The sequence below is a fragment of the Citrobacter braakii genome (genome assembly GCF_009648935.1).
Classification (GTDB): Bacteria; Pseudomonadota; Gammaproteobacteria; order Enterobacterales; family Enterobacteriaceae; genus Citrobacter; species Citrobacter braakii.
The window spans coordinates 861,622-886,337 of sequence record NZ_CP045771.1 but is presented as its reverse complement, the minus strand read 5'-3'; the positions used below and the strand labels follow the sequence as shown (position 1 = coordinate 886,337).

General features: G+C 53.5%; 23 protein-coding genes. 17 read left to right on the top strand and 6 right to left on the bottom strand.

Annotation, left to right across the window (positions count from 1 at the left end; translation table 11 throughout):
• Nucleotides 1-6: 6 nt before the first annotated feature.
• Complete coding sequence (gene rhtB, locus GFC06_RS04045; RefSeq protein WP_003828938.1) at nucleotides 7-627, bottom strand: homoserine/homoserine lactone efflux protein; 621 nt, start codon at nucleotides 625-627, stop codon at nucleotides 7-9.
• Between the two features lie 110 nt (nucleotides 628-737).
• Here rhtB and pldB point away from each other — a divergent pair, with 110 nt between their 5' ends.
• The 3 genes from pldB (at nucleotide 738) to GFC06_RS04030 (ending at nucleotide 3,550) form a co-directional block, all read left to right on the top strand.
• Nucleotides 738-1,754 carry a lysophospholipase L2 gene (pldB, locus tag GFC06_RS04040; protein ID WP_003017911.1) on the top strand — a complete coding sequence of 339 codons (1,017 nt, stop codon included), beginning with the start codon at nucleotides 738-740 and terminating at the stop codon, nucleotides 1,752-1,754.
• A 15-nt stretch (nucleotides 1,755-1,769) separates the two neighbouring features.
• On the top strand, nucleotides 1,770-2,570 hold the full coding sequence (gene yigL / locus GFC06_RS04035; protein WP_008787091.1) for a sugar/pyridoxal phosphate phosphatase YigL: 801 nt from the start codon (nucleotides 1,770-1,772) through the stop codon (nucleotides 2,568-2,570).
• A gap of 80 nt (nucleotides 2,571-2,650) precedes the next feature.
• Complete coding sequence (locus GFC06_RS04030) at nucleotides 2,651-3,550, top strand: carboxylate/amino acid/amine transporter (RefSeq protein ID WP_016157852.1); 900 nt, start codon at nucleotides 2,651-2,653, stop codon at nucleotides 3,548-3,550.
• On the opposite strand, the gene metR is transcribed toward GFC06_RS04030, so the two are convergent.
• Nucleotides 3,438-4,391 carry an HTH-type transcriptional regulator MetR gene (metR, locus tag GFC06_RS04025; RefSeq protein WP_003017908.1) on the bottom strand — a complete coding sequence of 318 codons (954 nt, stop codon included), beginning with the start codon at nucleotides 4,389-4,391 and terminating at the stop codon, nucleotides 3,438-3,440. The two genes, GFC06_RS04030 and metR, sit on opposite strands and share 113 nt — an antisense overlap.
• A 234-nt stretch (nucleotides 4,392-4,625) precedes the next feature.
• Here metR and metE point away from each other — a divergent pair, with 234 nt between their 5' ends.
• On the top strand, nucleotides 4,626-6,887 hold the full coding sequence (metE, locus tag GFC06_RS04020) for a 5-methyltetrahydropteroyltriglutamate--homocysteine S-methyltransferase (protein WP_047499558.1): 2,262 nt from the start codon (nucleotides 4,626-4,628) through the stop codon (nucleotides 6,885-6,887).
• Nucleotides 6,888-6,989: 102 nt separating this feature from the next.
• On the opposite strand, the gene GFC06_RS04015 is transcribed toward metE, so the two are convergent.
• Nucleotides 6,990-7,796 carry a dienelactone hydrolase family protein gene (locus GFC06_RS04015; RefSeq protein ID WP_016155137.1) on the bottom strand — a complete coding sequence of 269 codons (807 nt, stop codon included), beginning with the start codon at nucleotides 7,794-7,796 and terminating at the stop codon, nucleotides 6,990-6,992.
• A gap of 265 nt (nucleotides 7,797-8,061) precedes the next feature.
• On the opposite strand from GFC06_RS04015, the gene udp reads away from it, so the two are divergent.
• The 9 genes from udp (at nucleotide 8,062) to tatD (ending at nucleotide 16,003) form a co-directional block, all read left to right on the top strand.
• Nucleotides 8,062-8,823: a uridine phosphorylase gene (gene udp, locus GFC06_RS04010; RefSeq protein WP_006686084.1), complete on the top strand. Its 762-nt coding sequence runs from the start codon at nucleotides 8,062-8,064 to the stop codon at nucleotides 8,821-8,823.
• A gap of 140 nt (nucleotides 8,824-8,963) precedes the next feature.
• The gene (gene rmuC, locus GFC06_RS04005) at nucleotides 8,964-10,394 is read left to right on the top strand and encodes a DNA recombination protein RmuC (protein ID WP_152607526.1); all 1,431 of its coding nucleotides are present in this window, start codon (nucleotides 8,964-8,966) and stop codon (nucleotides 10,392-10,394) included.
• Between the two features lie 94 nt (nucleotides 10,395-10,488).
• Nucleotides 10,489-11,244 carry a bifunctional demethylmenaquinone methyltransferase/2-methoxy-6-polyprenyl-1,4-benzoquinol methylase UbiE gene (gene ubiE / locus GFC06_RS04000; protein WP_003017897.1) on the top strand — a complete coding sequence of 252 codons (756 nt, stop codon included), beginning with the start codon at nucleotides 10,489-10,491 and terminating at the stop codon, nucleotides 11,242-11,244.
• A 13-nt stretch (nucleotides 11,245-11,257) separates the two neighbouring features.
• Complete coding sequence (gene ubiJ / locus GFC06_RS03995) at nucleotides 11,258-11,863, top strand: ubiquinone biosynthesis protein UbiJ (RefSeq protein WP_016155139.1); 606 nt, start codon at nucleotides 11,258-11,260, stop codon at nucleotides 11,861-11,863.
• Nucleotides 11,860-13,500 (top strand): ubiquinone biosynthesis regulatory protein kinase UbiB, encoded by a 1,641-nt coding sequence (gene ubiB / locus GFC06_RS03990; RefSeq protein WP_016155140.1) that lies wholly within the window; start codon nucleotides 11,860-11,862, stop codon nucleotides 13,498-13,500. Before ubiJ ends, ubiB begins: the two co-directional genes overlap by 4 nt.
• Nucleotides 13,501-13,578: 78 nt before the next feature.
• Nucleotides 13,579-13,833, top strand: a complete 255-nt coding sequence (gene tatA, locus GFC06_RS03985; RefSeq protein WP_003017888.1) for a Sec-independent protein translocase subunit TatA — start codon at nucleotides 13,579-13,581, stop codon at nucleotides 13,831-13,833.
• A 3-nt stretch (nucleotides 13,834-13,836) separates the two neighbouring features.
• Nucleotides 13,837-14,385 (top strand): Sec-independent protein translocase protein TatB, encoded by a 549-nt coding sequence (gene tatB / locus GFC06_RS03980; protein ID WP_016155141.1) that lies wholly within the window; start codon nucleotides 13,837-13,839, stop codon nucleotides 14,383-14,385.
• 2 nt (nucleotides 14,386-14,387) lie between these two features.
• Complete coding sequence (gene tatC / locus GFC06_RS03975; RefSeq protein ID WP_016155142.1) at nucleotides 14,388-15,179, top strand: Sec-independent protein translocase subunit TatC; 792 nt, start codon at nucleotides 14,388-14,390, stop codon at nucleotides 15,177-15,179.
• 41 nt (nucleotides 15,180-15,220) lie between these two features.
• The gene (gene tatD, locus GFC06_RS03970) at nucleotides 15,221-16,003 is read left to right on the top strand and encodes a 3'-5' ssDNA/RNA exonuclease TatD (protein ID WP_153689855.1); all 783 of its coding nucleotides are present in this window, start codon (nucleotides 15,221-15,223) and stop codon (nucleotides 16,001-16,003) included.
• A gap of 5 nt (nucleotides 16,004-16,008) precedes the next feature.
• Here the strand turns inward: tatD and rfaH are convergent, their stop codons facing one another.
• Nucleotides 16,009-16,497 (bottom strand): transcription/translation regulatory transformer protein RfaH, encoded by a 489-nt coding sequence (gene rfaH, locus GFC06_RS03965; protein ID WP_047358740.1) that lies wholly within the window; start codon nucleotides 16,495-16,497, stop codon nucleotides 16,009-16,011.
• 204 nt (nucleotides 16,498-16,701) lie between these two features.
• Between rfaH and ubiD the strand changes: the two genes are divergently transcribed.
• From ubiD to GFC06_RS03945, 4 genes are all read left to right on the top strand, one after another.
• Nucleotides 16,702-18,195 (top strand): 4-hydroxy-3-polyprenylbenzoate decarboxylase, encoded by a 1,494-nt coding sequence (gene ubiD, locus GFC06_RS03960; protein WP_016155145.1) that lies wholly within the window; start codon nucleotides 16,702-16,704, stop codon nucleotides 18,193-18,195.
• Between the two features lie 40 nt (nucleotides 18,196-18,235).
• Complete coding sequence (gene fre, locus GFC06_RS03955) at nucleotides 18,236-18,937, top strand: NAD(P)H-flavin reductase (protein WP_003828903.1); 702 nt, start codon at nucleotides 18,236-18,238, stop codon at nucleotides 18,935-18,937.
• Nucleotides 18,938-19,170: 233 nt separating this feature from the next.
• Nucleotides 19,171-20,085 (top strand): ROK family protein, encoded by a 915-nt coding sequence (locus tag GFC06_RS03950; protein ID WP_153689854.1) that lies wholly within the window; start codon nucleotides 19,171-19,173, stop codon nucleotides 20,083-20,085.
• Nucleotides 20,086-20,092: 7 nt separating this feature from the next.
• Entirely contained in the window at nucleotides 20,093-21,073 is a 981-nt protein-coding gene (locus GFC06_RS03945; protein ID WP_019078421.1) for a LacI family DNA-binding transcriptional regulator, read from the top strand.
• Nucleotides 21,074-21,286: 213 nt separating this feature from the next.
• On the opposite strand, the gene fadA is transcribed toward GFC06_RS03945, so the two are convergent.
• Complete coding sequence (fadA, locus tag GFC06_RS03940) at nucleotides 21,287-22,450, bottom strand: acetyl-CoA C-acyltransferase FadA (protein ID WP_016155148.1); 1,164 nt, start codon at nucleotides 22,448-22,450, stop codon at nucleotides 21,287-21,289.
• A gap of 9 nt (nucleotides 22,451-22,459) precedes the next feature.
• Nucleotides 22,460-24,649 (bottom strand): fatty acid oxidation complex subunit alpha FadB, encoded by a 2,190-nt coding sequence (gene fadB, locus GFC06_RS03935; RefSeq protein WP_046274896.1) that lies wholly within the window; start codon nucleotides 24,647-24,649, stop codon nucleotides 22,460-22,462.
• Nucleotides 24,650-24,716: the final 67 nt, after the last annotated feature.

The window sequence follows — 24,716 nt, the reverse complement described above, 5'->3', positions numbered from 1 at the left end:
CCTTCATCAGGCATGCCGTGCCGAGGCTAACAAGGCGCCTATCAGCATAAACAGCGAGCCAAACACTTTGTTTAACGCTTTCATTTGCTTTGGCCCTTTAATCCAGCCAGCAATGCGCGTGGCCAGCGTCGCGTAACCGATCATCACAATGATATCGACCACGATGGTCGTGACGCCAAGCACCACGTACTGCATTAACTGCGGTTCCTGCGGCAGGATAAACTGCGGGAACAGGGCGGCAAGGAAAACAATGCTCTTGGGGTTGGTCAGATTAACAAAGACAGCGCGTTTGAACAGGCGGCTGCGCGATTGCGTATTCGCCATGGTGTTCAGATCGATAGCACCCGCCGCCCGCCATTGCTGAATACCCAGCCAAATCAGATAGGCCGCCCCTGCCCACTTCAGCACCTCAAATGCGATCACCGAACGTGAAAATAGCGTTCCCAGTCCTACGCCAACCAGAACGATATGAATGCCAAGTCCTGTCTGCAAACCAGCAATCGACGCGCTGGCACCGCGATAACCGTGACTGATGGCGGTGGTCATGGTGTTGATTGCGCCAGAGCCTGGAGACAAGCTCAAAATAATAGAGGTCAACAGGTAGGCGAACCACCATTCAAAGGTCATGAGAAACTCCCGGATTGTCTATTTTTATGCCACAATACGCTACTGCCGTTAGGTTGTGTCAGCGACGGCGAAAAAAACGATTTTACTTGGTCAGCGAGGCTGGATACCCGATGTTTCAGCAGCAAAAAGACTGGGAAACAAGAGAAAACGCGTTTGCTGCTTTTTCCATGGGGCCACTGACAGATTTCTGGCGTCAGCGGGAAGAAGCGGAATTTACGGGCGTGGATGATATCCCCGTCCATTTTGTGCGTTTTCACGCAGAAAAAAACGATCGCGTCATCGTCGTCTGTCCTGGACGCATTGAAAGCTACGTGAAATACGCTGAACTGGCGTATGACCTGTTTCATTCTGGTTTTGACGTCCTCATTATCGATCACCGTGGCCAGGGGCGTTCCGGGCGTATGCTTTCGGACCCGCATCGCGGTCATGTCGATAACTTTAATGACTATGTCGACGATTTAACCGCCTTCTGGCAGCAGGAAGTGCTACCCGGTCCGTGGAGAAAGCGCTATATACTGGCGCATTCAATGGGCGGTGCGATAGCCACGTTATTCTTGCAGCGCCACCCGAATCAGTGTGATGCCATCGCGCTTTGCGCGCCGATGTTTGGTATTGTGATGCGCTTTCCCGACTGGATGGTACGCCACATTCTGGACTGGGCTGAAGGGCATCCGCGGATCCGCGAAGGTTATGCGATGGGTACCGGGCGCTGGCGGGCGCTGCCATTCGGTATGAATGCGTTAACCCATAGTCGACAGCGCTATCGGCGCAATCTACGCTTCTATGCGGATGAGCCACGGCTGCGCGTTGGCGGCCCCACCTACCACTGGGTACGTGAAGGTATTCTGGCAGGCGAACAGGTTCTGGCTGGAGCAGGAGACGACGCGACGCCGACGTTGCTGATTCAGGCCGAAGAAGAGCGTGTGGTAGATAACCGCATGCACGATCGTTTTTGTGAACTCCGCGCCGCAGCGGGCCATCCCGTAGAAGGGGGGCAGCCGCTGGTCATCAAAGGCGCGTACCATGAGATCCTTTTTGAAAAGGACGCAATGCGCTCAGTCGCGCTTAACGCTATTGTCGAATTTTTCGACAAGCATAACTCATCCAGCGGAACCCGCTTTGCCTAGAGGTTGAATTTTCTTATGTATCAGGTTGTTGCGTCTGATTTAGACGGTACGCTGCTTTCTCCCGACCATACTCTGTCCCCTTATGCCAAAGAGACGCTGAAGTTATTGACCGCTCGTGGCGTTAACTTCGTGTTTGCGACTGGCCGTCATCATGTTGATGTGGGGCAAATTCGCGATAACCTCGGCATTAAAACCTACATGATCACGTCCAACGGCGCGCGTGTGCATGATTCTGACGGGAATCTGGTGTTTTCGCATAACCTGGATCGCGACATTGCCAGCGACCTGTTTGGCGTAGTGAATGCAAACCCGGACATCGTGACCAACGTTTATCGTGATGATGAGTGGTTTATGAACCGCCATCGCCCGGACGAAATGCGCTTCTTCAAAGAAGCAGTGTTTAACTATTCACTGTTTGAACCTGCGCTACTGGAGCCGGAAGGCGTGAGTAAGGTGTTTTTCACCACCGATTCTCACGAAAGGCTGCTGCCGCTGGAACAGGCGATTAACGCTCGATGGGGCGACCGCGTCAACGTCAGTTTCTCTACGCTTACCTGCCTTGAAGTCATGGCTGGCGGCGTATCGAAAGGTCATGCGCTTGAAGCGGTAGCGAAAGCGATGGGCTACAGCCTGAAAGATTGCATCGCTTTTGGCGACGGAATGAACGATGCGGAAATGCTCTCCATGGCAGGGAAAGGCTGCATTATGGGCAACGCTCACCAGCGCCTGAAGGATCTGCATCCGGAACTGGAAGTCATTGGTCTTAATGCCGACGATGCCGTGCCGCATTATCTGCGTGAGCTGTTTTTGCAGTAATGTTTTTGTTCGTTAGTTGACCAGATGTCAACTTAAAACTTCGCTACAATGGGTGTACCTTTTGTTAAGAGACATCCATTGTGGCGTTACTCATCATTACCACAATTCTGTGGGCCTTTTCCTTTAGCCTGTTTGGCGAGTACCTTGCCGGTCATGTCGATAGCTATTTTGCGGTGCTGGTGCGCGTTGGGCTGGCGGCGCTGGTGTTCCTGCCGTTTTTACGTACCCGTGGGCATAGCGTAAAAACCATCGCGCTGTATATGCTGGTGGGCGCCATGCAGCTTGGCATTATGTATATGCTGAGTTTTCACGCCTATCTGTACCTGACGGTTTCAGAACTGCTGCTCTTTACCGTGCTGACGCCGCTCTACATTACGCTGATTTATGACCTGATGAGCGGACGTCGTCTGCGCTGGAGCTACGCCTTCAGTGCGTTGCTGGCGGTGATTGGTGCGGGGATCATTCGTTACGATCAGGTGACCAGCCACTTCTGGACCGGCCTGCTGCTGGTGCAGTTGTCCAATATCAGCTTTGCCATTGGCATGGTGGGCTACAAGCGTCTGATGGAAACGCGGCCAATGCCGCAGCACAACGCCTTTGCCTGGTTTTATATGGGGGCCTTTATGGTGGCGGTCGTGGCCTGGTTCATGCTGGGGAATGCGCAGAAAATGCCTGCAACCACGCTACAGTGGGGAATTCTGGTCTTTCTTGGCGTGGCAGCGTCCGGCATTGGTTACTTTATGTGGAACTACGGCGCGACCCAGGTGGATGCGGGTACGCTGGGCATCATGAACAATATGCATGTGCCGGCCGGGCTGCTGGTTAACCTGGCTATCTGGCATCAACAGCCTCACTGGCCAAGCTTCATCATTGGTGCGGCTGTGATAGTGGCTTCACTGTGGGTACATCGAAAGTGGGTCGTTCCGCACTCCGTACAAACGGCAGGTGATCGCAGGCGTGATTCCGCGCTGAGCGAATAAACGCTTCCGTGACCGGCTGTCGCTGCTCGCCATCGCGCACGGCGGCGTACAGCCGACTCCACAATCCATCACCCAGGGTTTTGGTCACCACCAGGCCCTGGCGTTCAAAACTCTCCACCACCCAGTGTGGTAAAGCTGCAATACCCATTCTGGCTGCAACCATCTGAATCAGCAGCAGGGTGTTATCCACGCTCTTCAGCGACGGACTAACGCCCGCAGGCTGCAAGAAATGCCGCCAGACATCCAGTCGACTCCGTTGCACCGGGTAAATAAGCAGCGTCTCACTGGCTAAATCCTCCGGCGTGATCTGCGTCTTGCTGGCCAGCGGATGGTCCGGCGCCAGTACCAGGCGGACTTCAAAATCGAACATCGGCGAGTAGTGCAGTCCGCTACGCGGCAGAATGTCGGATGTCAGCACCAGATCCAGCTCATCCTGTTGTAGCGCTGGTTGCGGATCGAACGTCACGCCGGATTTAAAGTCCATCTCCACCTGCGGCCAGTTGGCACGAAAATTCTCCAGCGCGGGCGTCAGCCATTGAATACAGCTATGGCATTCAATAGCGATCCGCAGCCGGGTTTGCTGCGGTTCGTTGCAGGCCTGCAGCGCACGACCAATTTGCGGCAACACCTGATTTGCTAACTGCAGCAAAATTTCGCCTTGCGGCGTAAAGCGCAGAGGCTGGCTTTTACGGATAAAAAGTCGAAAGCCAAGGCGCTGTTCCAGATCGCTGAACTGGTGAGAGAGGGCGGATTGGGTCTGATGCAACGTCGCCGCTGCGGCCGCCAGCGAACCACTATTCCGCAACGCCTGGAGCGTTTTCAGGTGTTTAATCTCGATCATGAAAGTCCTTCACTTCGGCATGAACAAATTGCGCTTGAGGAATATACAGTAACTGTCAATTATGGATGTGTAAACATCTGGATGGCTAAAATCCTTCGTCTTTTAAATTTATGGTGCGTTGGCTGTATTTTTCCACCCCGGTCACTTACTTCAGTAAGCTCCTGGGATGAATAAACTTGCCACCTTCCCTAAATTAAAAATCAATAGGATTTACATATAATTAGAGGAAGAAAAATGACAATACTTAATCACACCCTCGGTTTCCCTCGCGTTGGCCTGCGTCGCGAGCTGAAAAAAGCGCAAGAAAGCTACTGGGCGGGAAATTCTTCCCGTGAAGATTTGCTAACCGTTGGCCGCGAGCTGCGTGCCCGTCATTGGGATCAGCAGAAGCAGGCGGGCGTTGACCTGCTGCCGGTGGGCGATTTTGCCTGGTACGATCACGTGCTGACCACCAGCCTGCTGCTCGGCAACGTTCCGGCTCGTCATCAAAATAAAGACGGCTCGGTCGATATCGATACCTTATTCCGCATTGGCCGTGGCCGCGCACCAACCGGAGAGCCCGCGGCGGCAGCAGAAATGACCAAATGGTTTAACACCAACTATCACTACATGGTGCCAGAGTTCACCAAAGGTCAGCAGTTCAAACTGACCTGGACCCAACTGCTGGATGAAGTGGATGAAGCGTTGGCGCTCGGTCACAAGGTGAAACCTGTGCTGCTGGGACCGGTAACTTACCTGTGGCTGGGGAAAGTGAAGGGCGAACAGTTTGACCGCCTGAGTCTGTTGAACGATATTCTGCCGGTTTACCAGCAGGTGCTGGCTGAGCTGGCGAAACGCGGTATTGAGTGGGTGCAAATTGATGAACCGGCTCTGGTGCTGGAGCTGCCTCAGGTTTGGCTGAACGCCTTCAAACCGGCGTATGACGCGCTGACGGGTCAGGTGAAGCTGCTGCTGACCACCTACTTCGAAGGCGTAACGCCAAATCTGGATACCATTACCGCGCTGCCGGTGCAGGGGCTGCACGTTGACTTCGTGCACGGTAAAGATGATGTGGCCGAGCTGCACAAGCGTCTGCCTGCCGACTGGTTGCTGTCAGCGGGGCTGGTTAACGGTCGCAACGTCTGGCGTGCCGATCTCAGCGAAAAATACGCGCAAATTAAAGATATCGTCGGGAAACGTGACCTGTGGGTAGCTTCTTCCTGCTCCTTGCTGCACAGCCCAATCGATCTCAGCGTGGAAACTCGCCTTGATGCAGAAGTGAAGAGCTGGTTTGCCTTCGCCCTACAAAAATGCGGCGAGCTGGCGCTGCTGCGTGATGCGTTGAACAGCGGTGATACGGCGGCAATTGTGGCGTGGAGCGCACCGATCCAGGCTCGTCGTCACTCTACCCGCGTACACAACGCCGCAGTGGAAAAACGTCTGGCGGCGATCACCGCCCAGGACAGCCAACGTGCCAACGCTTACCCGGTTCGCGCCGAAGCGCAGCGTGCCCGCTTTAATCTGCCGGCATGGCCGACTACCACTATCGGTTCATTCCCGCAAACCACGGAAATTCGCGGCCTGCGTCTGGACTTCAAAAAGGGCAATCTGGATGCCGGTAACTACCGCACCGGTATCGCGGAACATATCAAACAGGCGATTGTTGAACAGGAACGTCTGGGGCTTGACGTGCTGGTGCACGGTGAAGCCGAACGTAACGACATGGTGGAATATTTTGGCGAGCACCTGGACGGATTCGTCTTTACCCAGAATGGTTGGGTGCAGAGCTACGGCTCTCGCTGCGTGAAGCCGCCGGTGGTCATTGGCGATGTCAGCCGCCCGGAAGCGATCACCGTGGAGTGGGCGAAGTATGCCCAGTCGCTGACCGACAAACCGGTAAAAGGCATGTTGACCGGTCCGGTGACCATTCTCTGCTGGTCATTCCCGCGTGAAGACGTGACGCGTGAAACCATCGCTAAGCAGATTGCGCTGGCGCTGCGTGATGAGGTAGCGGATCTGGAAGCGGCGGGTATTGGCATTATCCAGATTGACGAACCGGCACTGCGCGAAGGTCTGCCACTGCGCCGCAGCGACTGGGCGGCGTATCTGGAGTGGGGCGTGGAAGCCTTCCGCATTAACGCGGCGGTGGCGAAGGATGAAACCCAGATCCACACCCACATGTGTTACTGCGAGTTCAACGACATCATGGACTCCATTGCGGCGCTGGACGCGGACGTGATCACCATTGAGACTTCACGCTCTGATATGGAGTTGCTGGAATCGTTTGAAGAGTTTGACTATCCGAACGAAATCGGGCCGGGCGTATACGATATTCACTCGCCGAACGTCCCGAGCGTGGAGTGGATTGAAGCCCTGCTGAAGAAAGCCGAGCAGCGTATTCCGGCCGAGCGTCTGTGGGTCAACCCGGACTGCGGCCTGAAAACGCGCGGCTGGCCGGAAACCCGCGCCGCGCTGGCGAACATGGTCAAAGCCGCGCAGAACCTGCGTCAGGCGTAATTCCGTGCCGGTGGCCGGGAAGCGCAAGCGCTTACCCGGCTTACAGGAAATAGCAAGAGTTGTAGGCCCGGTAAGGTGTAGTCGCCGCCGGGCAATTAACGTTTATTTCTTCCCGCCGTATTGTGTGAACCACTCCAGCATTCTCAGCCAGCCATCTTTCGCGGACTCTTCGTGATAGCTCGGACGATAATCGGCGTTAAAGGCATGTCCGGCATCCGGATAGACCACGATTTCCGCTTTTGCATTGGCGGCGCGCAGCGCCTGACGCATTGTTTCAACGGTATCTTGCGGAATACTGGTGTCCTGGCCGCCATAAAGTCCCAGAACGGGGGCGTTAAGATCGGTCGCGATATCAACAGGATGTTTCGGTGAGTTGAGGGTTTTATCGCCCACCAGTTTGCCATACCACGCTACCGCCGCTTTTAACTGCGGATTATGAGCTGCATACAGCCAGGTGATGCGTCCACCCCAGCAAAATCCGGTGATCATCAACTGGTGGGCATCTCCTCCGTTACGAGAAGCCCAACTGGCGACGTGATCCAGATCGGCCAATACCTGAGAGTCAGGCACTTTGGCGACAAGGCTGCTGAGCAACGTGGGGATATCGGCAAAGTCATTGGGATCGCCTTCACGAAAATAGAGCTCTGGTGCGATAGCCAGATACCCTTCCAGAGCCAGACGGCGGCAAACGTCACGAATGTGTTCATGAATGCCAAAAATCTCCTGCACGACAATGACCACAGGCAGCGGGCCATCGGACTGTTTTGGTCGTGCGTGATACGCTGGCATATCATCGCCTTGTGAAGGTATGGACGTTACACCGGCGATAATGGCGTTATCCGGAGTGTGAACCGTGGTAGACGTCGGTGGAGATACAGCAGGTGCAAAGCCAGATTGTCGTGTTGTCATGGTATTCTCCGTACCCTTAAATATTCAGCCAAAAAGCGCATTGTTAACTATAGACACATGCAACGAACCACATTGCCTTAAACGGTCTATCTTTTGTGCAGGGCTTCCTTACATCGCATCATTTATGTGATTCAAGTCACTATTTTATGGTAATGGAATGCAATTGATTTACATCATAGTGATGACTGTCACGAAAATATGTTCATGCCTTCGGTAAAGTGTGTTTTTGCTTCTTCTGACAAAACCGATTCACAGAGGAGTTTTTATGTCTAAGTCTGATGTTTTTCATCTCGGCCTCACTAAGAACGATTTACAAGGGGCTCAGCTCGCTATCGTCCCTGGCGACCCGGAGCGTGTGGAAAAGATCGCCGCGCTGATGGATAAGCCGGTTAAGCTGGCATCTCATCGCGAGTTCACTACCTGGCGTGCTGAGCTGGATGGTAAAGCCGTGATCGTGTGCTCTACCGGTATCGGCGGTCCGTCAACCTCTATTGCCGTAGAAGAACTGGCACAGCTGGGCATTCGTACCTTCCTGCGTATCGGTACGACTGGCGCCATTCAGCCACATATCAACGTAGGTGATGTACTGGTCACCACAGCATCTGTCCGTCTGGACGGTGCAAGCCTGCACTTCGCGCCAATGGAATTCCCGGCCGTCGCGGACTTCGAGTGCACCACCGCGCTGGTGGAAGCGGCGAAATCTATCGGCGCCACCACCCACGTAGGCGTTACCGCGTCTTCTGATACCTTCTATCCGGGCCAGGAGCGTTATGACACCTTCTCTGGTCGCGTAGTGAGCCGTTTCAAAGGCTCAATGGAAGAGTGGCAGTCTATGGGTGTCATGAACTACGAAATGGAATCTGCTACGCTGCTCACCATGTGCGCAAGCCAGGGTCTGCGTGCCGGTATGGTCGCGGGTGTTATCGTGAACCGTACTCAGCAAGAGATCCCTAATGCGGAAACGATGAAACAAACAGAAAGCCACGCGGTGAAAATCGTGGTGGAAGCTGCGCGTCGTTTACTGTAATTCTCCCGTCTATTCAAAAAGGCCGACGCGTTCGGCCTTTTTATTTTGCGTAGTGCCTCGCAGGAAATTCCTTTTAAACTGGACGTTTATACAGCACAATTCTATTTTGTGCGGGTAAGTCGTTGCTGTAAGGGGGCGTTGTGGATATTTCAATTATGATGAGTGCCGTGCTGGCGTTAGCCGCAGGGCTGCTGGTGGGGTGGCTAGCAACAAAAGCGCACGCCGATCGGATCCGTGCTGACCTCATCGAAGAACGACGCGAACTGGATATTGCGCTAAGCGCCGCCCGCCAGCAGCTCTCACAGGAAGCCCACTGGCGCGATGAGTGCGAACTACTCAATAACGAATTGCGCAGTCTGCACAGCATCAACACCTCTCTGGAAGCCGATCTTCGAGAAGTCACTACCCGACTGGAAGCGACGCAGCAGCATGCGGAAGATAAAATCCGCCAGATGATCAACAGCGAACAGCGTCTGAGCGAACAATTTGAAAATCTGGCGAACCGTATTTTCGAGCACAGCAACCGTCGTGTAGATGAGCAAAATCGCCAAAGCCTGAACAGCCTGCTTACACCGCTTCGCGAACAACTGGACGGTTTTCGACGCCAGGTTCAGGATAGCTTTGGTAAAGAGGCGCAAGAACGCCATACTCTGGCGCACGAAATTCGTAATCTGCAGCAACTGAACGTGCAGATGGCGCAGGAAGCGGTAAACCTGACGCGGGCATTAAAAGGCGATAACAAAACGCAGGGCAACTGGGGCGAGGTCGTACTCACCCGGGTGCTTGAGGCTTCCGGTCTGCGCGAAGGCTATGAATACGAAACCCAGGTCAGCATTGAGAACGACGCCCGTTCGCGGATGCAGCCAGATGTCATCGTCCGGTTACCGCAGGGCAAAGATGTGGTGATCGACGCGAAAATGACGCTGGTCGCCTATGAACGCTATTTTAATGCTGAAGATGAATACACCCGCGAGAGCGCGTTGCAGGAGCACATCGCCTCGGTACGAAACCATATCCGTCTGCTGGGGCGCAAAGACTATCAGCAACTTCCTGGGCTGCGCACACTTGACTATGTGCTGATGTTTATCCCCGTTGAACCTGCTTTTTTACTGGCGCTCGATAGACAGCCCGAACTGATTACTGAAGCACTTAAAAATAACATTATGCTGGTTAGCCCTACCACGTTGTTGGTGGCATTGCGCACGATTGCCAACTTGTGGCGCTACGAGCATCAGAGTCGTAATGCGCAACAGATCGCCGATCGGGCCAGCAAACTTTATGACAAGATGCGATTGTTTGTGGATGATATGTCGGCAATTGGCCAAAGCCTGGATAAAGCTCAGGATAACTACCGACAGGCGATGAAAAAACTCTCTTCAGGCCGTGGAAACGTCCTGTCGCAGGCAGAAGCGTTTCGCAGTTTAGGCGTGGAAATTAAGCGCGAGATTAATCCTGAACTGGCTGAACAAGCCACTACGCAGGATGAAGAGTACCGCTTGCGCTCGGTCCCTGAGACGCAGCAGGATGAACCTTACCCTGATGATGAAGCGGTAAACCAGCAATCAAACTAGTCCGTTTGGGGTAGTTGAACCGGGCAGAAGGGTAGGGCAAATTGGCCCAATCTGTTACACTTCTTGAACATTTTTTGGATGAGCAGGCACTGAGATGGTGGATAATTCACAAGAAACGACGCACTTTGGCTTTCAGACCGTCGCTAAAGAGCAGAAAGCTGACATGGTGGCCCACGTTTTTCATTCTGTGGCGTCTAAATATGACGTTATGAATGACTTAATGTCATTTGGCATTCATCGTTTGTGGAAGCGCTTCACCATTGACTGCAGTGGCGTGCGTCGCGGGCAAACCGTTCTCGATTTGGCGGGCGGTACGGGCGATCTGACGGCGAAATTCTCTCGCATGGTTGGCGAAACTGGCAAAGTTGTGCTGGCGGATATCAACGACTCAATGCTCAAAATGGGTCGCGAAAAGCTGCGTAATATCGGCGTCGTGGGTAACGTTGAGTACGTTCAGGCGAATGCGGAAGCATTACCTTTCCCAGACAACACGTTTGACTGCATCACCATCTCTTTCGGTCTGCGCAACGTAACGGATAAAGATAAAGCATTACGATCTATGTATCGCGTGTTGAAGCCGGGCGGACGTCTACTGGTGCTGGAGTTCTCCAAGCCGATTATCGAACCGCTGAGCAAAGCCTACGACGCATACTCTTTCCACGTTTTGCCGCGCATTGGTTCTATGGTGGCAAGCGATGCAGACAGTTATCGCTATTTGGCGGAGTCCATCCGCATGCATCCCGATCAGGACACCTTAAAAGCAATGATGCAAGATGCCGGGTTCGAAAGCGTTGATTACTACAACCTGACGGCAGGTGTCGTGGCGCTGCATCGTGGTTACAAGTTCTGACAGGAGATTGGGGATGCCTTTAAAACCCTTAGTGACCGCCGGCGTTGAAAATTTGCTTAACACCTTTCTGTATCGTTCTCCTGCGCTCAAGTCAGCCAGAACGCGTTTACAGGGCAAAGTGCTGCGTGTTGAGCTCAAAGGATTTTCAACACCGTTAGTGCTGGTGTTTAGTGAGCGCCAGGTCGATGTGCTGGGGGCATGGGAAGGCGAAGCCGATTGCACCGTAATCACACATGCCAGCGTGTTACCGAAATTACGCGACCGGCAGCAACTCACCACGCTTATCCGCAGTGGTGAGCTGGAGGTTCAGGGCGATATCCAGGTGGTACAGAATTTTGTCGCGTTGGCCGATCTGGCGGAGTTTGATCCCGCAGAACTGTTAGCACCTTATACCGGCGATATCGTCGCGGAAGGGGTCAGCAAAGTTTTGCGTGGTGGAGCGAAGTTCCTGTGCCACAACATTCAACGCCAGCAGCGCTATGTTGCCGAAGCGATCACCGAAGAGTGGCGTATGGCTCCAGGTCCGCTTGAGGTTGCATGGTTTGCAGAAGAAACGGCAGCCGTTGAGCGTGCGGTCGAATCTCTGGCCAAACGGCTGGAAAAACTGGAGGCCAAATGACGCCAGGTGAAGTACGGCGCCTTTATTTCATCATTCGCACTTTTTTAAGCTACGGTCTTGATGAACTCATCCCCAAAATGCGTATCACGCTGCCGCTCCGGTTGTGGCGTTACACGCTGTTCTGGATGCCCAACCGACATAAAGACAAACCGCTGGGAGAACGGCTGAGACTGGCTTTACAGGAGCTCGGCCCGGTGTGGATCAAGTTCGGGCAAATGCTCTCTACCCGCCGTGATCTTTTCCCGCCGCACATCGCCGATCAGCTAGCGCTATTGCAGGATCGGGTAGCCCCATTCGATGGGCAAAGAGCGAAAGAACAAATCGAAGAGGCGATGGGGGGGCTGCCCGTCGAGGAATGGTTTGATGATTTTGAGATCACACCGCTGGCATCTGCGTCTATTGCTCAGGTTCACACCGCGCGACTGAAATCGAATGGGAAAGAGGTGGTGATCAAAGTTATCCGCCCGGACATACTGCCGGTAATTAAAGCGGATTTAAAACTGATCTACCGCCTTGCTCGTTGGGTACCTCGCCTGATGCCAGACGGTCGCCGCCTGCGACCAACAGAAGTGGTCCGTGAATATGAAAAAACGTTGATTGATGAGCTGAATCTGCTGCGCGAGTCGGCGAACGCGATTCAGCTGCGACGTAATTTTGAAGACAGCCCAATGCTGTACATCCCGGAAGTGTACTCTGACTATTGCAGTCAGAACATGATGGTGATGGAGCGCATTTACGGTATTCCCGTTTCAGATGTCACCTCGCTTGAGAAGAACGGCACCAATATGAAGCTGCTGGCTGAACGCGGTGTTCAGGTCTTCTTTACTCAGGTATTCCGCGACAGCTTTTTCCATGCGGATATGCACCCTGGGAACATTTTCGTGAGTTATGAGCATCCTGAAAACCCGAAATACATTGGTATTGATTGTGGGATTGTGGGTTCTTTAAACAAAGAAGATAAGCGTTATCTGGCTGAAAACTTCATCGCGTTCTTTAACCGCGACTACCGCAAAGTTGCTGAACTGCATGTGGATTCTGGCTGGGTTCCGCCGGATACCAACGTAGAAGAGTTTGAATTTGCCATTCGTACCGTGTGCGAGCCGATTTTCGAAAAACCGCTGGCGGAGATTTCCTTTGGTCATGTGCTGTTAAATCTGTTCAACACAGCGCGCCGATTCAATATGGAAGTTCAGCCTCAACTGGTATTGCTACAGAAGACGCTGCTGTACGTTGAAGGTGTCGGACGACAGCTCTACCCGCAGTTAGATTTGTGGAAAACGGCCAAGCCTTTCCTCGAATCCTGGATCAAAGATCAGGTCGGTATTCCGGCGCTTGTTAGAGCATTTAAAGAAAAAGCACCGTTCTGGGTCGAAAAAATGCCAGAAATACCTGAACTGGTGTATGACAGTTTGCGCCAGGGCAAATATTTACAGCACAGTGTTGATAAGATTGCCCGCGAGCTTCACGCGAATCATGTACGTCAGGGACAATCCCGTTATTTATTGGGCATTGGTGCAACATTGTTGCTCAGTGGAACATTCCTGCTGGTAAGCCGTCCTGAGTGGGGGCTTATGCCGGGCTGGTTAATGGCCGGCGGTGTCTTAGCCTGGTTGATCGGCTGGCGCAAAATGCGCTGAATTTTTCATCGCCCTAGGCAGGTCGTGTAACGTATACTACGGCCTTATTAATTCATCATCTATGACAGAGGAACATGTATGGGTGGTATCAGTATTTGGCAGTTGTTGATCATTGCCGTCATCGTTGTACTGCTATTTGGCACCAAGAAACTCGGCTCCATCGGTTCCGATCTTGGCGCGTCGATTAAAGGCTTCAAAAAAGCAATGGGTGATGATGAGCCAAAGCAAGATAAAACCAGCCAGGATGCTGATTTTACTGCTAAATCCATTACCGATAAGCAGGGCGAAGTGAAAAAAGAAGACGCCAAAAGCCAAGATAAAGAGCAGGTATAATCCGTGTTTGATATCGGTTTTAGCGAACTGTTATTGGTGTTCGTGATCGGCCTCATCGTCCTGGGGCCGCAACGTTTACCTGTAGCGGTAAAAACGGTTGCTGGCTGGGTTCGTGCTTTGCGTTCCCTGGCAACTACTGTTCAGAATGAACTGACCCAGGAGCTTAAGCTTCAGGAGTTTCAGGACAGCCTGAAGAAAGTAGAGAAAGCGAGCCTGACAAATCTGACCCCGGAGTTGAAAGCCTCAATGGATGAGCTGCGTGAAGCGGCAGAGTCGATGAAGCGTTCTTACAGTGTGCACGATCCTGAGAAAGAGAGCGATGAAGCGCACACTATCCATAATCCGGTGGTGAAAGAAGCTGAAGCGCAGCGAGAAGGGGTCACCCCTGCTGCCGCTGAAAACCAGGCCAGTTCGCCGGAGCAAAAACCGGAATCCACGGGTGCTAAAACGCCAGAGCCAACGGAAAACACTTCCGCTACGTTAATGGATGCAGAAAAGAAAGCTGTCGCACCTGTTGCCGAATCCTCCCCCTCGTCGAGTGATAAACCGTAAACATGGCTGTAGAAGATACCCAACCGCTCATCACGCATCTTATTGAGCTGCGTAAGCGACTCCTGAACTGCATCATTGCGGTAATCGTGATCTTTCTGGCGTTGGTTTACTTTGCCAACGATATTTACCATATGGTCGCGGCGCCGTTGATTAAACAGATGCCGCAGGGTGCAACGATGATCGCCACCGATGTGGCTTCGCCGTTCTTTACCCCAATCAAGTTGACCTTCATGGTATCGCTGATCCTGTCAGCGCCAGTGATCCTCTACCAGGTGTGGGCATTTATTGCGCCAGCGTTGTATAAACATGAACGCCGTCTGGTTGTTCCGCTGCTGGTTTCCAGTTCGTTGTTGTTCTACATCGGCATGGCATTCGCCTATTTTGTTGTCTTCCCGTTAGCGTTTGGTTTTCTGGCCAACACGGCTCCGCAAGGCGTGCAGGTATCAACGGACATTGCCAGCTATCTCAGCTTTGTAATGGCGCTATTTATGGCTTTCGGTGTCTCTTTTGAGGTGCCTGTCGCCATCGTGCTGCTATGCTGGATGGGCATTACGACGCCAGATGATTTACGCAAAAAACGTCCTTATGTTGTGGTGGGTGCTTTTGTCGTCGGGATGCTACTGACTCCGCCAGATGTCTTCTCGCAAACGTTGTTGGCGATACCGATGTACTGCCTGTTCGAGGTGGGTGTTTTCTTCTCTCGTTTCTATGTCGGTAAGCGACGTACGAGAGATGAGGACAACGAGGCTGAAGAAGCAAAAGAAGCCGAAGCCACCGAGAAAACTGAAGAATAAATTCAACCGCCCGTCAGGGCGGTTGTCATATGGGAGGAAGCATGTTTGATATTGGCGTTAATTTAACCAGTTCACAATTTGCGAAAGACCGGGATGAGGTCGTGGCGCGCGCCTTTGCTGCGGGCGTAAACGGTATGCTTCTGACCGGAACAAACCTTCACGAAAGCCAGCAGGCGTTAAAGCTGGCGCAGCATTATCCGCATTGCTGGTCCACGGCTGGCGTGCACCCGCATGACAGCAGCCAATGGCAATCCTCAACGGAAGACGAGATCATCGCGCTGGCAAACCAGTCGAAGGTAGTCGCTATTGGTGAGTGCGGCCTGGATTTCAATCGCAATTTCTCCACGCCGCAGGAGCAGGAACGTGCTTTTGAAGCGCAACTGCGCATTGCTGCTGAACTGCAGATGCCGATTTTCATGCATTGTCGGGATGCGCATGAGCGTTTTCTGACGTTGCTGGAGCCGTGGCTGGACAGCCTCCCAGGCGCGGTGCTGCACTGTTTCACCGGTTCGTGCCAGGAGATGCAGGACTGCGTGGACCGAGGGCTTTATATCGGTATCACCGGGTGGGTCTGTGATGAACGCCGGGGGATGGAACTGCGGGAGCTGCTGCCGTTTATTCCGGTGGAAAGACTGCTGATAGAAACCGATGCACCTTATCTACTCCCTCGCGACTTAACGCCTAAACCGACGTCACGTCGCAATGAACCGGCGCACCTGCCGCATATTCTTGAGCGAATTGCTCACTGGCGTGGGGAAGATCCTCAATGGCTGTCAGCAACCATTGATGCCAACGTCAGAACGCTGTTCGAAGTGATCTTCTAAACGACTTATATTTTTCGAAAACCGGTATTTTTCACACTCTGCTTAATCTCTTTATTCAAGAGGTTAAGCAGTAGCATGGAACGCGCTTCGCCATCCGGTTCGGTGAAGATCGCTTTCAGTCCCTCAAACGCCCCTTCAGTAATAATCACGCTGTCCCCTGGCTGAGGGGTTTGCGGGTCAACAATACCTTCAGGCTTGTAGATAGAAAGCTGGTGAATTACGGGGGATGGGACGGTCGCAGGCGTCGCTCCAAAACGAACGAAATGGCTGACACCACGCGTGGCGTTGATCGTGGTGGTGTGGATCACTTCCGGGTCGAACTCGACAAACATGTAATTAGGGAATAGTGGTTCACTGACTGTGGTACGTTTACCGCGCACCATTTTTTCCAGGGTGATCATAGGCGTCAGGCAGTTCACCGCCTGTCTTTCCAGGTGTTCCTGGGCTCGCTGAAGTTGCCCACGTTTGCAGTACAGTAAATACCAGGATTGCATAATAACTCTTATTCGCTTGTTCTGAGCGCTAGCATAGCAAAAGCCATGAGTTAAGTTAATTATACCCGCCTCAAAGCAGGCTGAAACCCAACGGGTATATACTCCCAGGGCTTATATGTATCGCCAGAGTTCACGCTAATTTAACAAAAATACAGCATCACAATGATGAACGCCGTATAATGAAGCGCTTACGAAGAGGCCACAATAGACGCCATGAAATATCACGATTTACGCGACTTCCTGACGCTGCTTGAACAGCAGGGCGAGCTCAAACGCATTTCGCTTGAGGTGGATCCCCACCTGGAAATTACTGAAATTGCCGATCGCACCCTACGTGCTGGCGGGCCTGCGTTACTGTTTGAGAATCCTAAAGGCTATTCAATGCCGGTGCTGTGTAACCTGTTTGGCACACCGAAGCGTGTTGCGATGGGGATGGGGCAGGAAGATGTCTCGGCACTACGGGAAGTCGGTAAACTGTTGGCGTTTTTGAAAGAGCCGGAGCCACCGAAAGGATTCCGCGATCTGTTTGATAAGCTGCCGCAGTTTAAGCAGGTGCTGAACATGCCGACTAAGCGGTTGCGCGGTGCGCCTTGTCAGCAAAAAATCTACTCCGGTGATGACGTCGATTTAAACCGTATTCCGATTATGACCTGTTGGCCGGAAGATGCCGCACCGCTGATTACCTGGGGGCTAACCGTAACGCGTGGCCCACATAAAGAGCGGCAGAATCTGGGTATTTATCGCCAGCAGTTGATTGGCAAAAACAAGCTCATTATGCGCTGGCTCTCCCACCGCGGCGGCGCGCTCGATTACCAGGAGTGGTGTGCGGCGCATCCTGGCGAACGCTTCCCGGTTTCGGTGGCGTTGGGGGCAGATCCTGCGACCATTCTGGGGGCCGTGACGCCCGTCCCTGATACATTATCCGAGTACGCATTTGCCGGGCTGTTACGCGGCACCAAGACCGAAGTGGTCAAATGTATTTCCAACGATCTGGAAGTGCCCGCCAGTGCTGAAATCGTGCTGGAAGGGTATATCGAACCGGGTGAGCTGGCCCCGGAAGGACCGTATGGCGATCATACCGGCTACTACAACGAAGTAGATAGCTTTCCGGTCTTTACCGTCACGCACATTACCCAGCGTGAAGAGGCGATTTATCACTCTACTTATACCGGACGTCCGCCTGATGAGCCCGCGGTGCTTGGCGTGGCGCTGAACGAAGTTTTCGTTCCTATTCTGCAAAAGCAGTTCCCGGAAATCGTCGATTTTTACCTGCCTCCGGAAGGCTGTTCATATCGTCTGGCCGTGGTGACGATGAAAAAACAGTACGCTGGTCATGCCAAACGCGTCATGATGGGTGTTTGGTCGTTTTTGCGCCAGTTTATGTACACCAAATTTGTTATTGTCTGCGATGATGATGTCAATGCACGCGACTGGAATGATGTGATTTGGGCAATTACTACCCGTATGGACCCGGCTCGGGATACGGTACTGGTAGAGAATACGCCAATTGATTACCTGGACTTTGCCTCGCCGGTTTCCGGCCTGGGTTCAAAAATGGGGCTGGATGCCACAAATAAATGGCCGGGCGAAACCCAACGCGAATGGGGACGCCCGATTAAAAAAGATCCTGAAGTAACTGCGCGTATTGACGCAATTTGGGATGAACTGGCCATCTTTAATGACGGCAAAAGCGCCTGAGGCGCGATCGTTTTGCCTATTGATCCGACAGAGAGAGCGCATGACAACCTTAAGCTGTAAAGTGACCTCGGTAGAAGCTATCACTGATACCGTATATCGCGTTCGTTTAGTGCCAGACGCGGCGTTTTCCTTTCGTGCTGGCCAGTATTTAATGGTCGTGATGGACGAAAGGGATAAGCGTCCGTTCTCCATGGCATCCACGCCGGACGAGCAAGGATTCATTGAGCTGCACGTTGGCGCCTCTGAGCTAAATCTTTATGCCATGGCTGTGATGGACCGCATTCTGAAAGACCGGGAAATCAAGGTCGACATTCCGCATGGCGAAGCCTGGCTGCGTGATGAAGACGAGCGCCCGCTGATCCTGATTGCCGGTGGTACAGGGTTCTCTTACGTGCGTTCCATTCTGCTTACTGCGCTGGCACGTAATCCAAACCGCGATATCACCATTTACTGGGGTGGGCGTGAAGAGAAGCATCTCTACGATCTCTCCGAACTGGAAGCGTTGTCTGTTAATCACCCGAATCTGCGCGTTGAGCCAGTGGTGGAACAGCCAGAAGACGGCTGGCGTGGTCGTACGGGAACCGTGTTAACGGCGGTATTGCAGGATTACGGTACCCTGGCTGAGCACGATATCTACATTGCCGGTCGTTTTGAAATGGCCAAAATCGCGCGCGATCTGTTCTGTAATGAACGCAGTGCGCGTGAAGATCGCCTGTTTGGCGACGCTTTCGCGTTCATTTAAGCGCTGTGCGCCGGAGCCCTTCCGGCGCATCCATCAATCATCTGTCTTCCAACTAGCAGGGCGCAGGCTCGGCGTCATTGCCTCTCTTTCTCATCATAATTATTTTTTAGTAAACATAATATGTCCGTCACTCAAACATAAATTGAGTTTTTGTGACAGCTCTCCATGTGTTTAGTAAACAAAATAGGCAAGCTAAACCGCATCACATTGTGAGAGGCAAATGAGGAAAAACCATGAGGCTCGGACTGGATATCGGCGGGACTAAAATCGAAGCGGTGGTGATTGATAACGCGGGTGAAATTGTTTACCGCGAACGATGTGCGACACCAAAGCAGCGTTACGGTGATTTTTTCCAGGCCGTGACGGAGATGATAGCCAGGGCTATGCAGGCCATTAATCAGCCTTTATCGGTTGGCATCGGGGTGCCAGGTGCGGTGGATAGCGAAGGTTTGATTAAGAATTCCAACATTCTGGTGCTGAATCAGCAGGCCTTTGCGCAAGATCTCGAGCGTGCATTAGGAATGCCAGTGCCCGTTACCAATGATGCCAACTGCTTTACCCTGTCAGAAGCGATGGACGGTAGTGGGCGTGGGCATAGCGTGGTATTTGGCGTGATCCTCGGTACCGGATGCGGCGGTGGTCTGTGCATCGAGAACCGGTTGCTCTCCGGCCCTAACGCCTGTGCCGGAGAGTGGGGGCATAATGCCTTGCCGCGCTACCACGGATCTCGGGACGGGGCTGAAGTGACATGCTATTGCGGACAGTTGAACTGTATTGAGAGCTTTATTTCCGGTAGTGGCCTGGAGCGCCAGTATATGAATCACACCGCGCAACATATGGGTGTGCCACAAATTATGCAACGGGTAGCATCGGGTGATGCAGACGCCTGTTTGTTATGGGAACGCTATTGCGATCAACTGGCTCGCGCGTTGGCGAGTGTGGTAAATATGCTCGATCCCGATGTTATCGTGCTGGGGGGCGGGGTATCCAATATCGATTTACTGTACTCAGGCTTACAGGCGCGAGTGGCGCAGTACGTGTTTGGTAAACAGTGCCGCACACCGATCGTTCAGGCCCGCCACGGCGACAGCAGCGGCGTACGCGGCGCAGCCTGGCTGGGGGCGCAACAAGCCACAGTAAATCCATGAGAGTGAAATGACGAAACCTGTACGTATCAGAGACATTGCCGATGCTTGTGGCGTCTCGGTTGGCGCTGTTTCCCGCGCGCTAAAAGGGCAACCGGGGCTGCGGGAAGAGACCCGACAGCGCATTATTTCAGTGGCGCAGCAGCAGGGTTATGATTTTTCACGCCTGCGCGCAGATAAAATCAAACGTGTCCTGTTTTTACTGCATCGCCAGCACAATATCAGCCGGGCTTTACCGTTTTACTCTCAACTGCTGCTGGGGATAGAAGATCTGTGTCGCGAAAAGGGGGTTGCGCTGAGCTTTCTCTCTATAGGTCCAGGCGATGCAGTGAGTGAGCAGGTGATGCTGCACCAGCCTGATGCGCTGATCTGCGCGGGATTTTTTGAACCTGAGTTGCTTGGGCTGCTACAACAGATGAAATTGCCGCTGGTGCTGGTGGATCTCTGGGCGCCAGGACTGCCTTGCGTGAATCCTGACAATACTCTGGGCGGCTATCTGGCCACGCAACATCTGATTGCACAAGGCCGCAGCCGCATTGCGTTTCTTGCCAGTACGCTCGCGCACTACAGCATCCGTCAGCGTGAAAAGGGCTACCGTCAGGCATTGTATGAAGCCCGTTTGCTAATGCCGCCAGAGTATGACGTCGTTGCGCCGCCGCTGCTGGATACCGAGCAATCTCTGGTGGATGCGGTTAATGAGCTACTCAGACTGCCAGAGCCGCCCGATGCCATTTTTGCCTATAACGACGCGGCAGCGATGGTTGTTCAGCAGGTGTGTGCGCAGCAGGGTATACGTATCCCGGAAGATCTTGCGCTGGTGGGATTTGATGATATCGATGCTGCGGCTTGGTCACATCCGCCGCTGACTACCGTTGCGGTTGATAAAAAACAGCTGGGGCGTGAAGCGCTGCGTTTACTGCTGGAAGAAAATCAGGAAGAGAATCTGCTGCTGCCGGTGCAGTTAGTGGTGCGTGGTAGTTCAGGGAAATAAAAAACCCGCCCCTGACAGGCGGGAAGAACGGCAACTAAACTTTCTCTCTTCGCCATTGGCACCATAACTGTGTTGGCTTCGCTCATTCACCCGAATCACTTACTATACGTAAGCTCATCGGGATTCATTCGCTTGCCGCCTTGTTCTGGCACCAATGGCTTTGAGATAACATTTCGTAGGCCGGGCAAGCGAAGCGCCCCCGGCATGCTTTGATTAAACTCGCTCAAATACCGTTGCGATACCCTGACCTAACCCGATACACATCGTCGCCAGACCAAACTGCACGTCTTTGCGTTCCATCAGGTTGAGCAGGGTGGTGCTGATACGCGCCCCAGAACAGCCCAGCGGGTGACCCAAGGCGATCGCCCCGCCATTGAGGTTGATCTTCTCATCGATCTGCTCCATCAGCCCCAGATCTTTAATACACGGCAGGATCTGAGCGGCAAAGGCTTCGTTCATCTCAAACAAGCCGATGTCGCTGGTGGAGAGTCCCGCTTTTTTCAGCGCCAGCTTTGAGGCCGGAACCGGGCCGTAACCCATGATTGACGGATCGCAGCCGACAACAGCCATCGAACGAATACGGGCACGCGGCGTTAGACCCAGTTGACGGGCGCGGCTTTCGCTCATTACCAGCATCGCCGCTGCGCCGTCGGAGAGCGCAGAGGAGGTACCGGCAGTCACCGTTCCGTTAACCGGATCGAACGCCGGGCGCAGGGTGGAGAGCGCTTCAACGGTCGTTTCCGGACGGATAACTTCATCGTAGTTAAACTGCTTCAGCACGCCGTCGGCATCATGACCGCCGGTCGGGATGATTTCGTTTTTAAAAGCGCCAGACTGTGTTGCAGCCCAGGCGCGAGCGTGTGAACGTGCGGCGAAAGCGTCCTGCATTTCACGGCTGATGCCGTGCATGCGGGAGAGCATTTCTGCGGTCAGGCCCATCATCCCTGCGGCTTTCGCCACGTTGCGGCTCATACCCGGGTGGAAATCAACGCCGTGGCTCATTGGCACATGGCCCATATGCTCAACGCCGCCAATCAGGCACGCCTGAGCATCACCAGTCATGATCATGCGTGCCGCATCGTGCAGCGCCTGCATGGATGAACCGCACAGGCGATTGACCGTGACGGCCGGAACGGAGTGCGGAACTTCCGCTAGCAGCGCGGCATTACGGGCGATATTGAAACCCTGCTCCAGCGTTTGTTGCACACAGCCCCAGTAAATGTCATCAAGCGCGGTTGGCTCCAGCGCCGGATTACGCGCCAGCAGGCTACGCATTAAATGTGCAGAGAGATCTTCTGCACGCACGTTCCGAAACGCGCCCCCTTTCGAACGGCCCATCGGGGTACGGATCGCATCAACAATTACAACCTGTTCCATTGTGACTCCTTAAGCCGTTTTCAGGCTGCCAACCGGGCGGGCTGGCTCAACCTGGGGATAATACGGTTCGTTATGGCGCGCTTTATCACGCAGACCGGCCGGAACTTCATACAGCGGACCAAGGTGCTGATACTGCTGAGCCATATCAAGATACTTCGCGCTGCCGAGCGTATCCAGCCAGCGGAACGCACCGCCGTGGAACGGAGGGAAGCCCAGGCCATACACCAGCGCCATATCGGCTTCTGCCGGGCTGGCGATAATGCCTTCTTCCAGACAACGCACTACTTCGTTGACCATAGGGATCATCATGCGGGCGATAATCTCTTCATCGCTGAAGTCGCGTTTCGGCTGGCTGACCTCTGCCAGCAGATCGTCAACGGTGGCATCTTCTTCTTTCTTCGGCTTGCCCTTGTTGTCTTCTTTATAACGCCAGAATCCGAGACCGTTTTTCTGCCCGAAACGGTTAGCATCAAACAGGGCGTCTATCGCATCGCGATAATCTTTCTGCATACGCTGAGGGAAGCCTGCGGACATCACCGCCTGCGCGTGGTGCGCGGTATCAATACCTACCACGTCCAGCAGATAAGCCGGGCCCATCGGCCAACCAAACTGTTTTTCCATCACTTTGTCGACTTTGCGGAAATCCGCCCCGTCGCGCAGCAGCTGACTGAAACCGGCAAAATAGGGGAACAGCACGCGGTTAACGAAGAAACCAGGGCAGTCATTAACCACAATCGGCGTTTTGCCCATCTGGCTTGCCCAGGCGACAACCTTAGCGATGGTTTCATCCGAGCTTTTCTCGCCGCGAATGATCTCAACCAGCGGCATACGGTGCACCGGGTTAAAGAAGTGCATCCCACAGAAGTTTTCCGGACGCTTAAGCGCGCTGGCCAGTTCGTTGATTGGGATGGTGGAAGTATTCGAAGCCAGTACGGTGTCCGGGCGAACCTGATCTTCGGTTTCCGCCAGTACCGCTTTTTTCACTTTTGGGTTTTCTACGACCGCTTCAACTACCACGTCCACGCGTTCGAAACCGCTATAGTCGAGGGTGGGATGAATGGTGGAAATAACGCCCGCCATTTTCAGACCGTCAATTTTGCCGCGCTCAAGCTGTTTGTTCAGTAGCTTGGCCGCTTCGGTCATGCCCAGCGTTAATGATTTGTCGTTGATATCTTTCATGACAACCGGCACGCCTTTCCAGGCCGACTGGTAAGCGATGCCGCCGCCCATAATGCCTGCGCCCAGCACAGCCGCTTGCTTTGGCGCTTCAACATTTTTGGTGAGCTTTTTGGCTTTGGCTTTCACGAACTGATCGTTAAGGAAAATTCCAACCAGTGCGCGGGCTTCATTGGTGTGCGCGAGTGGAACAAAGCTTTTATTTTCCAGATTCAGCGCTTCTTCACGACCAAAACGGGCCGCTGCTTCAATGGTTTTTACCGCGGTAATCGGTGCGGGATAATGCTTACCTGCCGTCTGCGCCACCATACCTTTGGCGATGGTAAAGCTCATTGCCGCTTCAATTTTACTGAGTTTCAACGGCTCCAGCTTCGGCTGACGTTTGGCTTTCCAGTCGAGGTCGCCGTTAATCGCCTGACGTAATACCGCGATCGCGCCATCAAGCAGTTTGTCTTGCTTCACTACGCCATCGACCAGACCGATTTTTAGCGCCTGCTCAGCACCCACATCTTTACCCGCAGCAATAATTTCCAGTGCGCTGTCCGCACCCAGCATACGTGGCATACGCACGGAGCCGCCAAAGCCTGGCATAATGCCCAGCTTGGTTTCCGGCAGGCCGATGCGCAGGTCCGGCGTAGCCAGACGATAATCGGTCGCCAGGACACACTCACAGCCGCCGCCCAGCGCATAGCCGTTAACTGCTGAGAGAGTCGGAACAGGCAGATCTTCCAGGCGATTAAAGACGCTGTTGGCAAAATGCAGCCACTGGCTCAACTGCTCTTCAGGCACGAGGAACAGTGAAAGGAATTCGGTGATGTCGGCACCAACAATAAAGGCTGCTTTGTTAGAACGCAGCAGCAGCCCTTTTAAATTCGGTTGTTTTTCCAGCACGTCAAGCGCATGGCCCAGGCTGGCAACGGTGGCCGTGTCGAGTTTATTGACTGAACCTGGGGCATCGAACACCAGTTCGGCGATGCCATCTTCCAGCCAGTCGAGGTACAGGGTGTCGCCTTTGTAAAGCATGTCAGTCTCCTGAATCCGCAAGGTGATCTGGTCATACCAGATGAATCGAAGTGTGTGTTTTATGTTA

Bases quoted from the DNA above. Each gene is read 5' to 3' on its own strand.
- fadA (WP_016155148.1), bottom strand. From the start codon at position 22,450: ATGGAACAGGTTGTAATTGTTGATGCGATCCGTACCCCGATGGGCCGT.
- yigL (WP_008787091.1), top strand. From the start codon at position 1,770: ATGTATCAGGTTGTTGCGTCTGATTTAGACGGTACGCTGCTTTCTCCC.
- tatA (WP_003017888.1), top strand. From the start codon at position 13,579: ATGGGTGGTATCAGTATTTGGCAGTTGTTGATCATTGCCGTCATCGTT.
- ubiE (WP_003017897.1), top strand. From the start codon at position 10,489: ATGGTGGATAATTCACAAGAAACGACGCACTTTGGCTTTCAGACCGTC.
- ubiJ (WP_016155139.1), top strand. From the start codon at position 11,258: ATGCCTTTAAAACCCTTAGTGACCGCCGGCGTTGAAAATTTGCTTAAC.
- fre (WP_003828903.1), top strand. From the start codon at position 18,236: ATGACAACCTTAAGCTGTAAAGTGACCTCGGTAGAAGCTATCACTGAT.
- GFC06_RS04015 (WP_016155137.1), bottom strand. From the start codon at position 7,796: ATGACAACACGACAATCTGGCTTTGCACCTGCTGTATCTCCACCGACG.
- GFC06_RS03945 (WP_019078421.1), top strand. From the start codon at position 20,093: ATGACGAAACCTGTACGTATCAGAGACATTGCCGATGCTTGTGGCGTC.
- GFC06_RS03950 (WP_153689854.1), top strand. From the start codon at position 19,171: ATGAGGCTCGGACTGGATATCGGCGGGACTAAAATCGAAGCGGTGGTG.
- ubiB (WP_016155140.1), top strand. From the start codon at position 11,860: ATGACGCCAGGTGAAGTACGGCGCCTTTATTTCATCATTCGCACTTTT.
- metR (WP_003017908.1), bottom strand. From the start codon at position 4,391: ATGATCGAGATTAAACACCTGAAAACGCTCCAGGCGTTGCGGAATAGT.
- pldB (WP_003017911.1), top strand. From the start codon at position 738: ATGTTTCAGCAGCAAAAAGACTGGGAAACAAGAGAAAACGCGTTTGCT.
- udp (WP_006686084.1), top strand. From the start codon at position 8,062: ATGTCTAAGTCTGATGTTTTTCATCTCGGCCTCACTAAGAACGATTTA.
- rhtB (WP_003828938.1), bottom strand. From the start codon at position 627: ATGACCTTTGAATGGTGGTTCGCCTACCTGTTGACCTCTATTATTTTG.
- fadB (WP_046274896.1), bottom strand. From the start codon at position 24,649: ATGCTTTACAAAGGCGACACCCTGTACCTCGACTGGCTGGAAGATGGC.
- tatC (WP_016155142.1), top strand. From the start codon at position 14,388: ATGGCTGTAGAAGATACCCAACCGCTCATCACGCATCTTATTGAGCTG.
- tatD (WP_153689855.1), top strand. From the start codon at position 15,221: ATGTTTGATATTGGCGTTAATTTAACCAGTTCACAATTTGCGAAAGAC.
- metE (WP_047499558.1), top strand. From the start codon at position 4,626: ATGACAATACTTAATCACACCCTCGGTTTCCCTCGCGTTGGCCTGCGT.
- rfaH (WP_047358740.1), bottom strand. From the start codon at position 16,497: ATGCAATCCTGGTATTTACTGTACTGCAAACGTGGGCAACTTCAGCGA.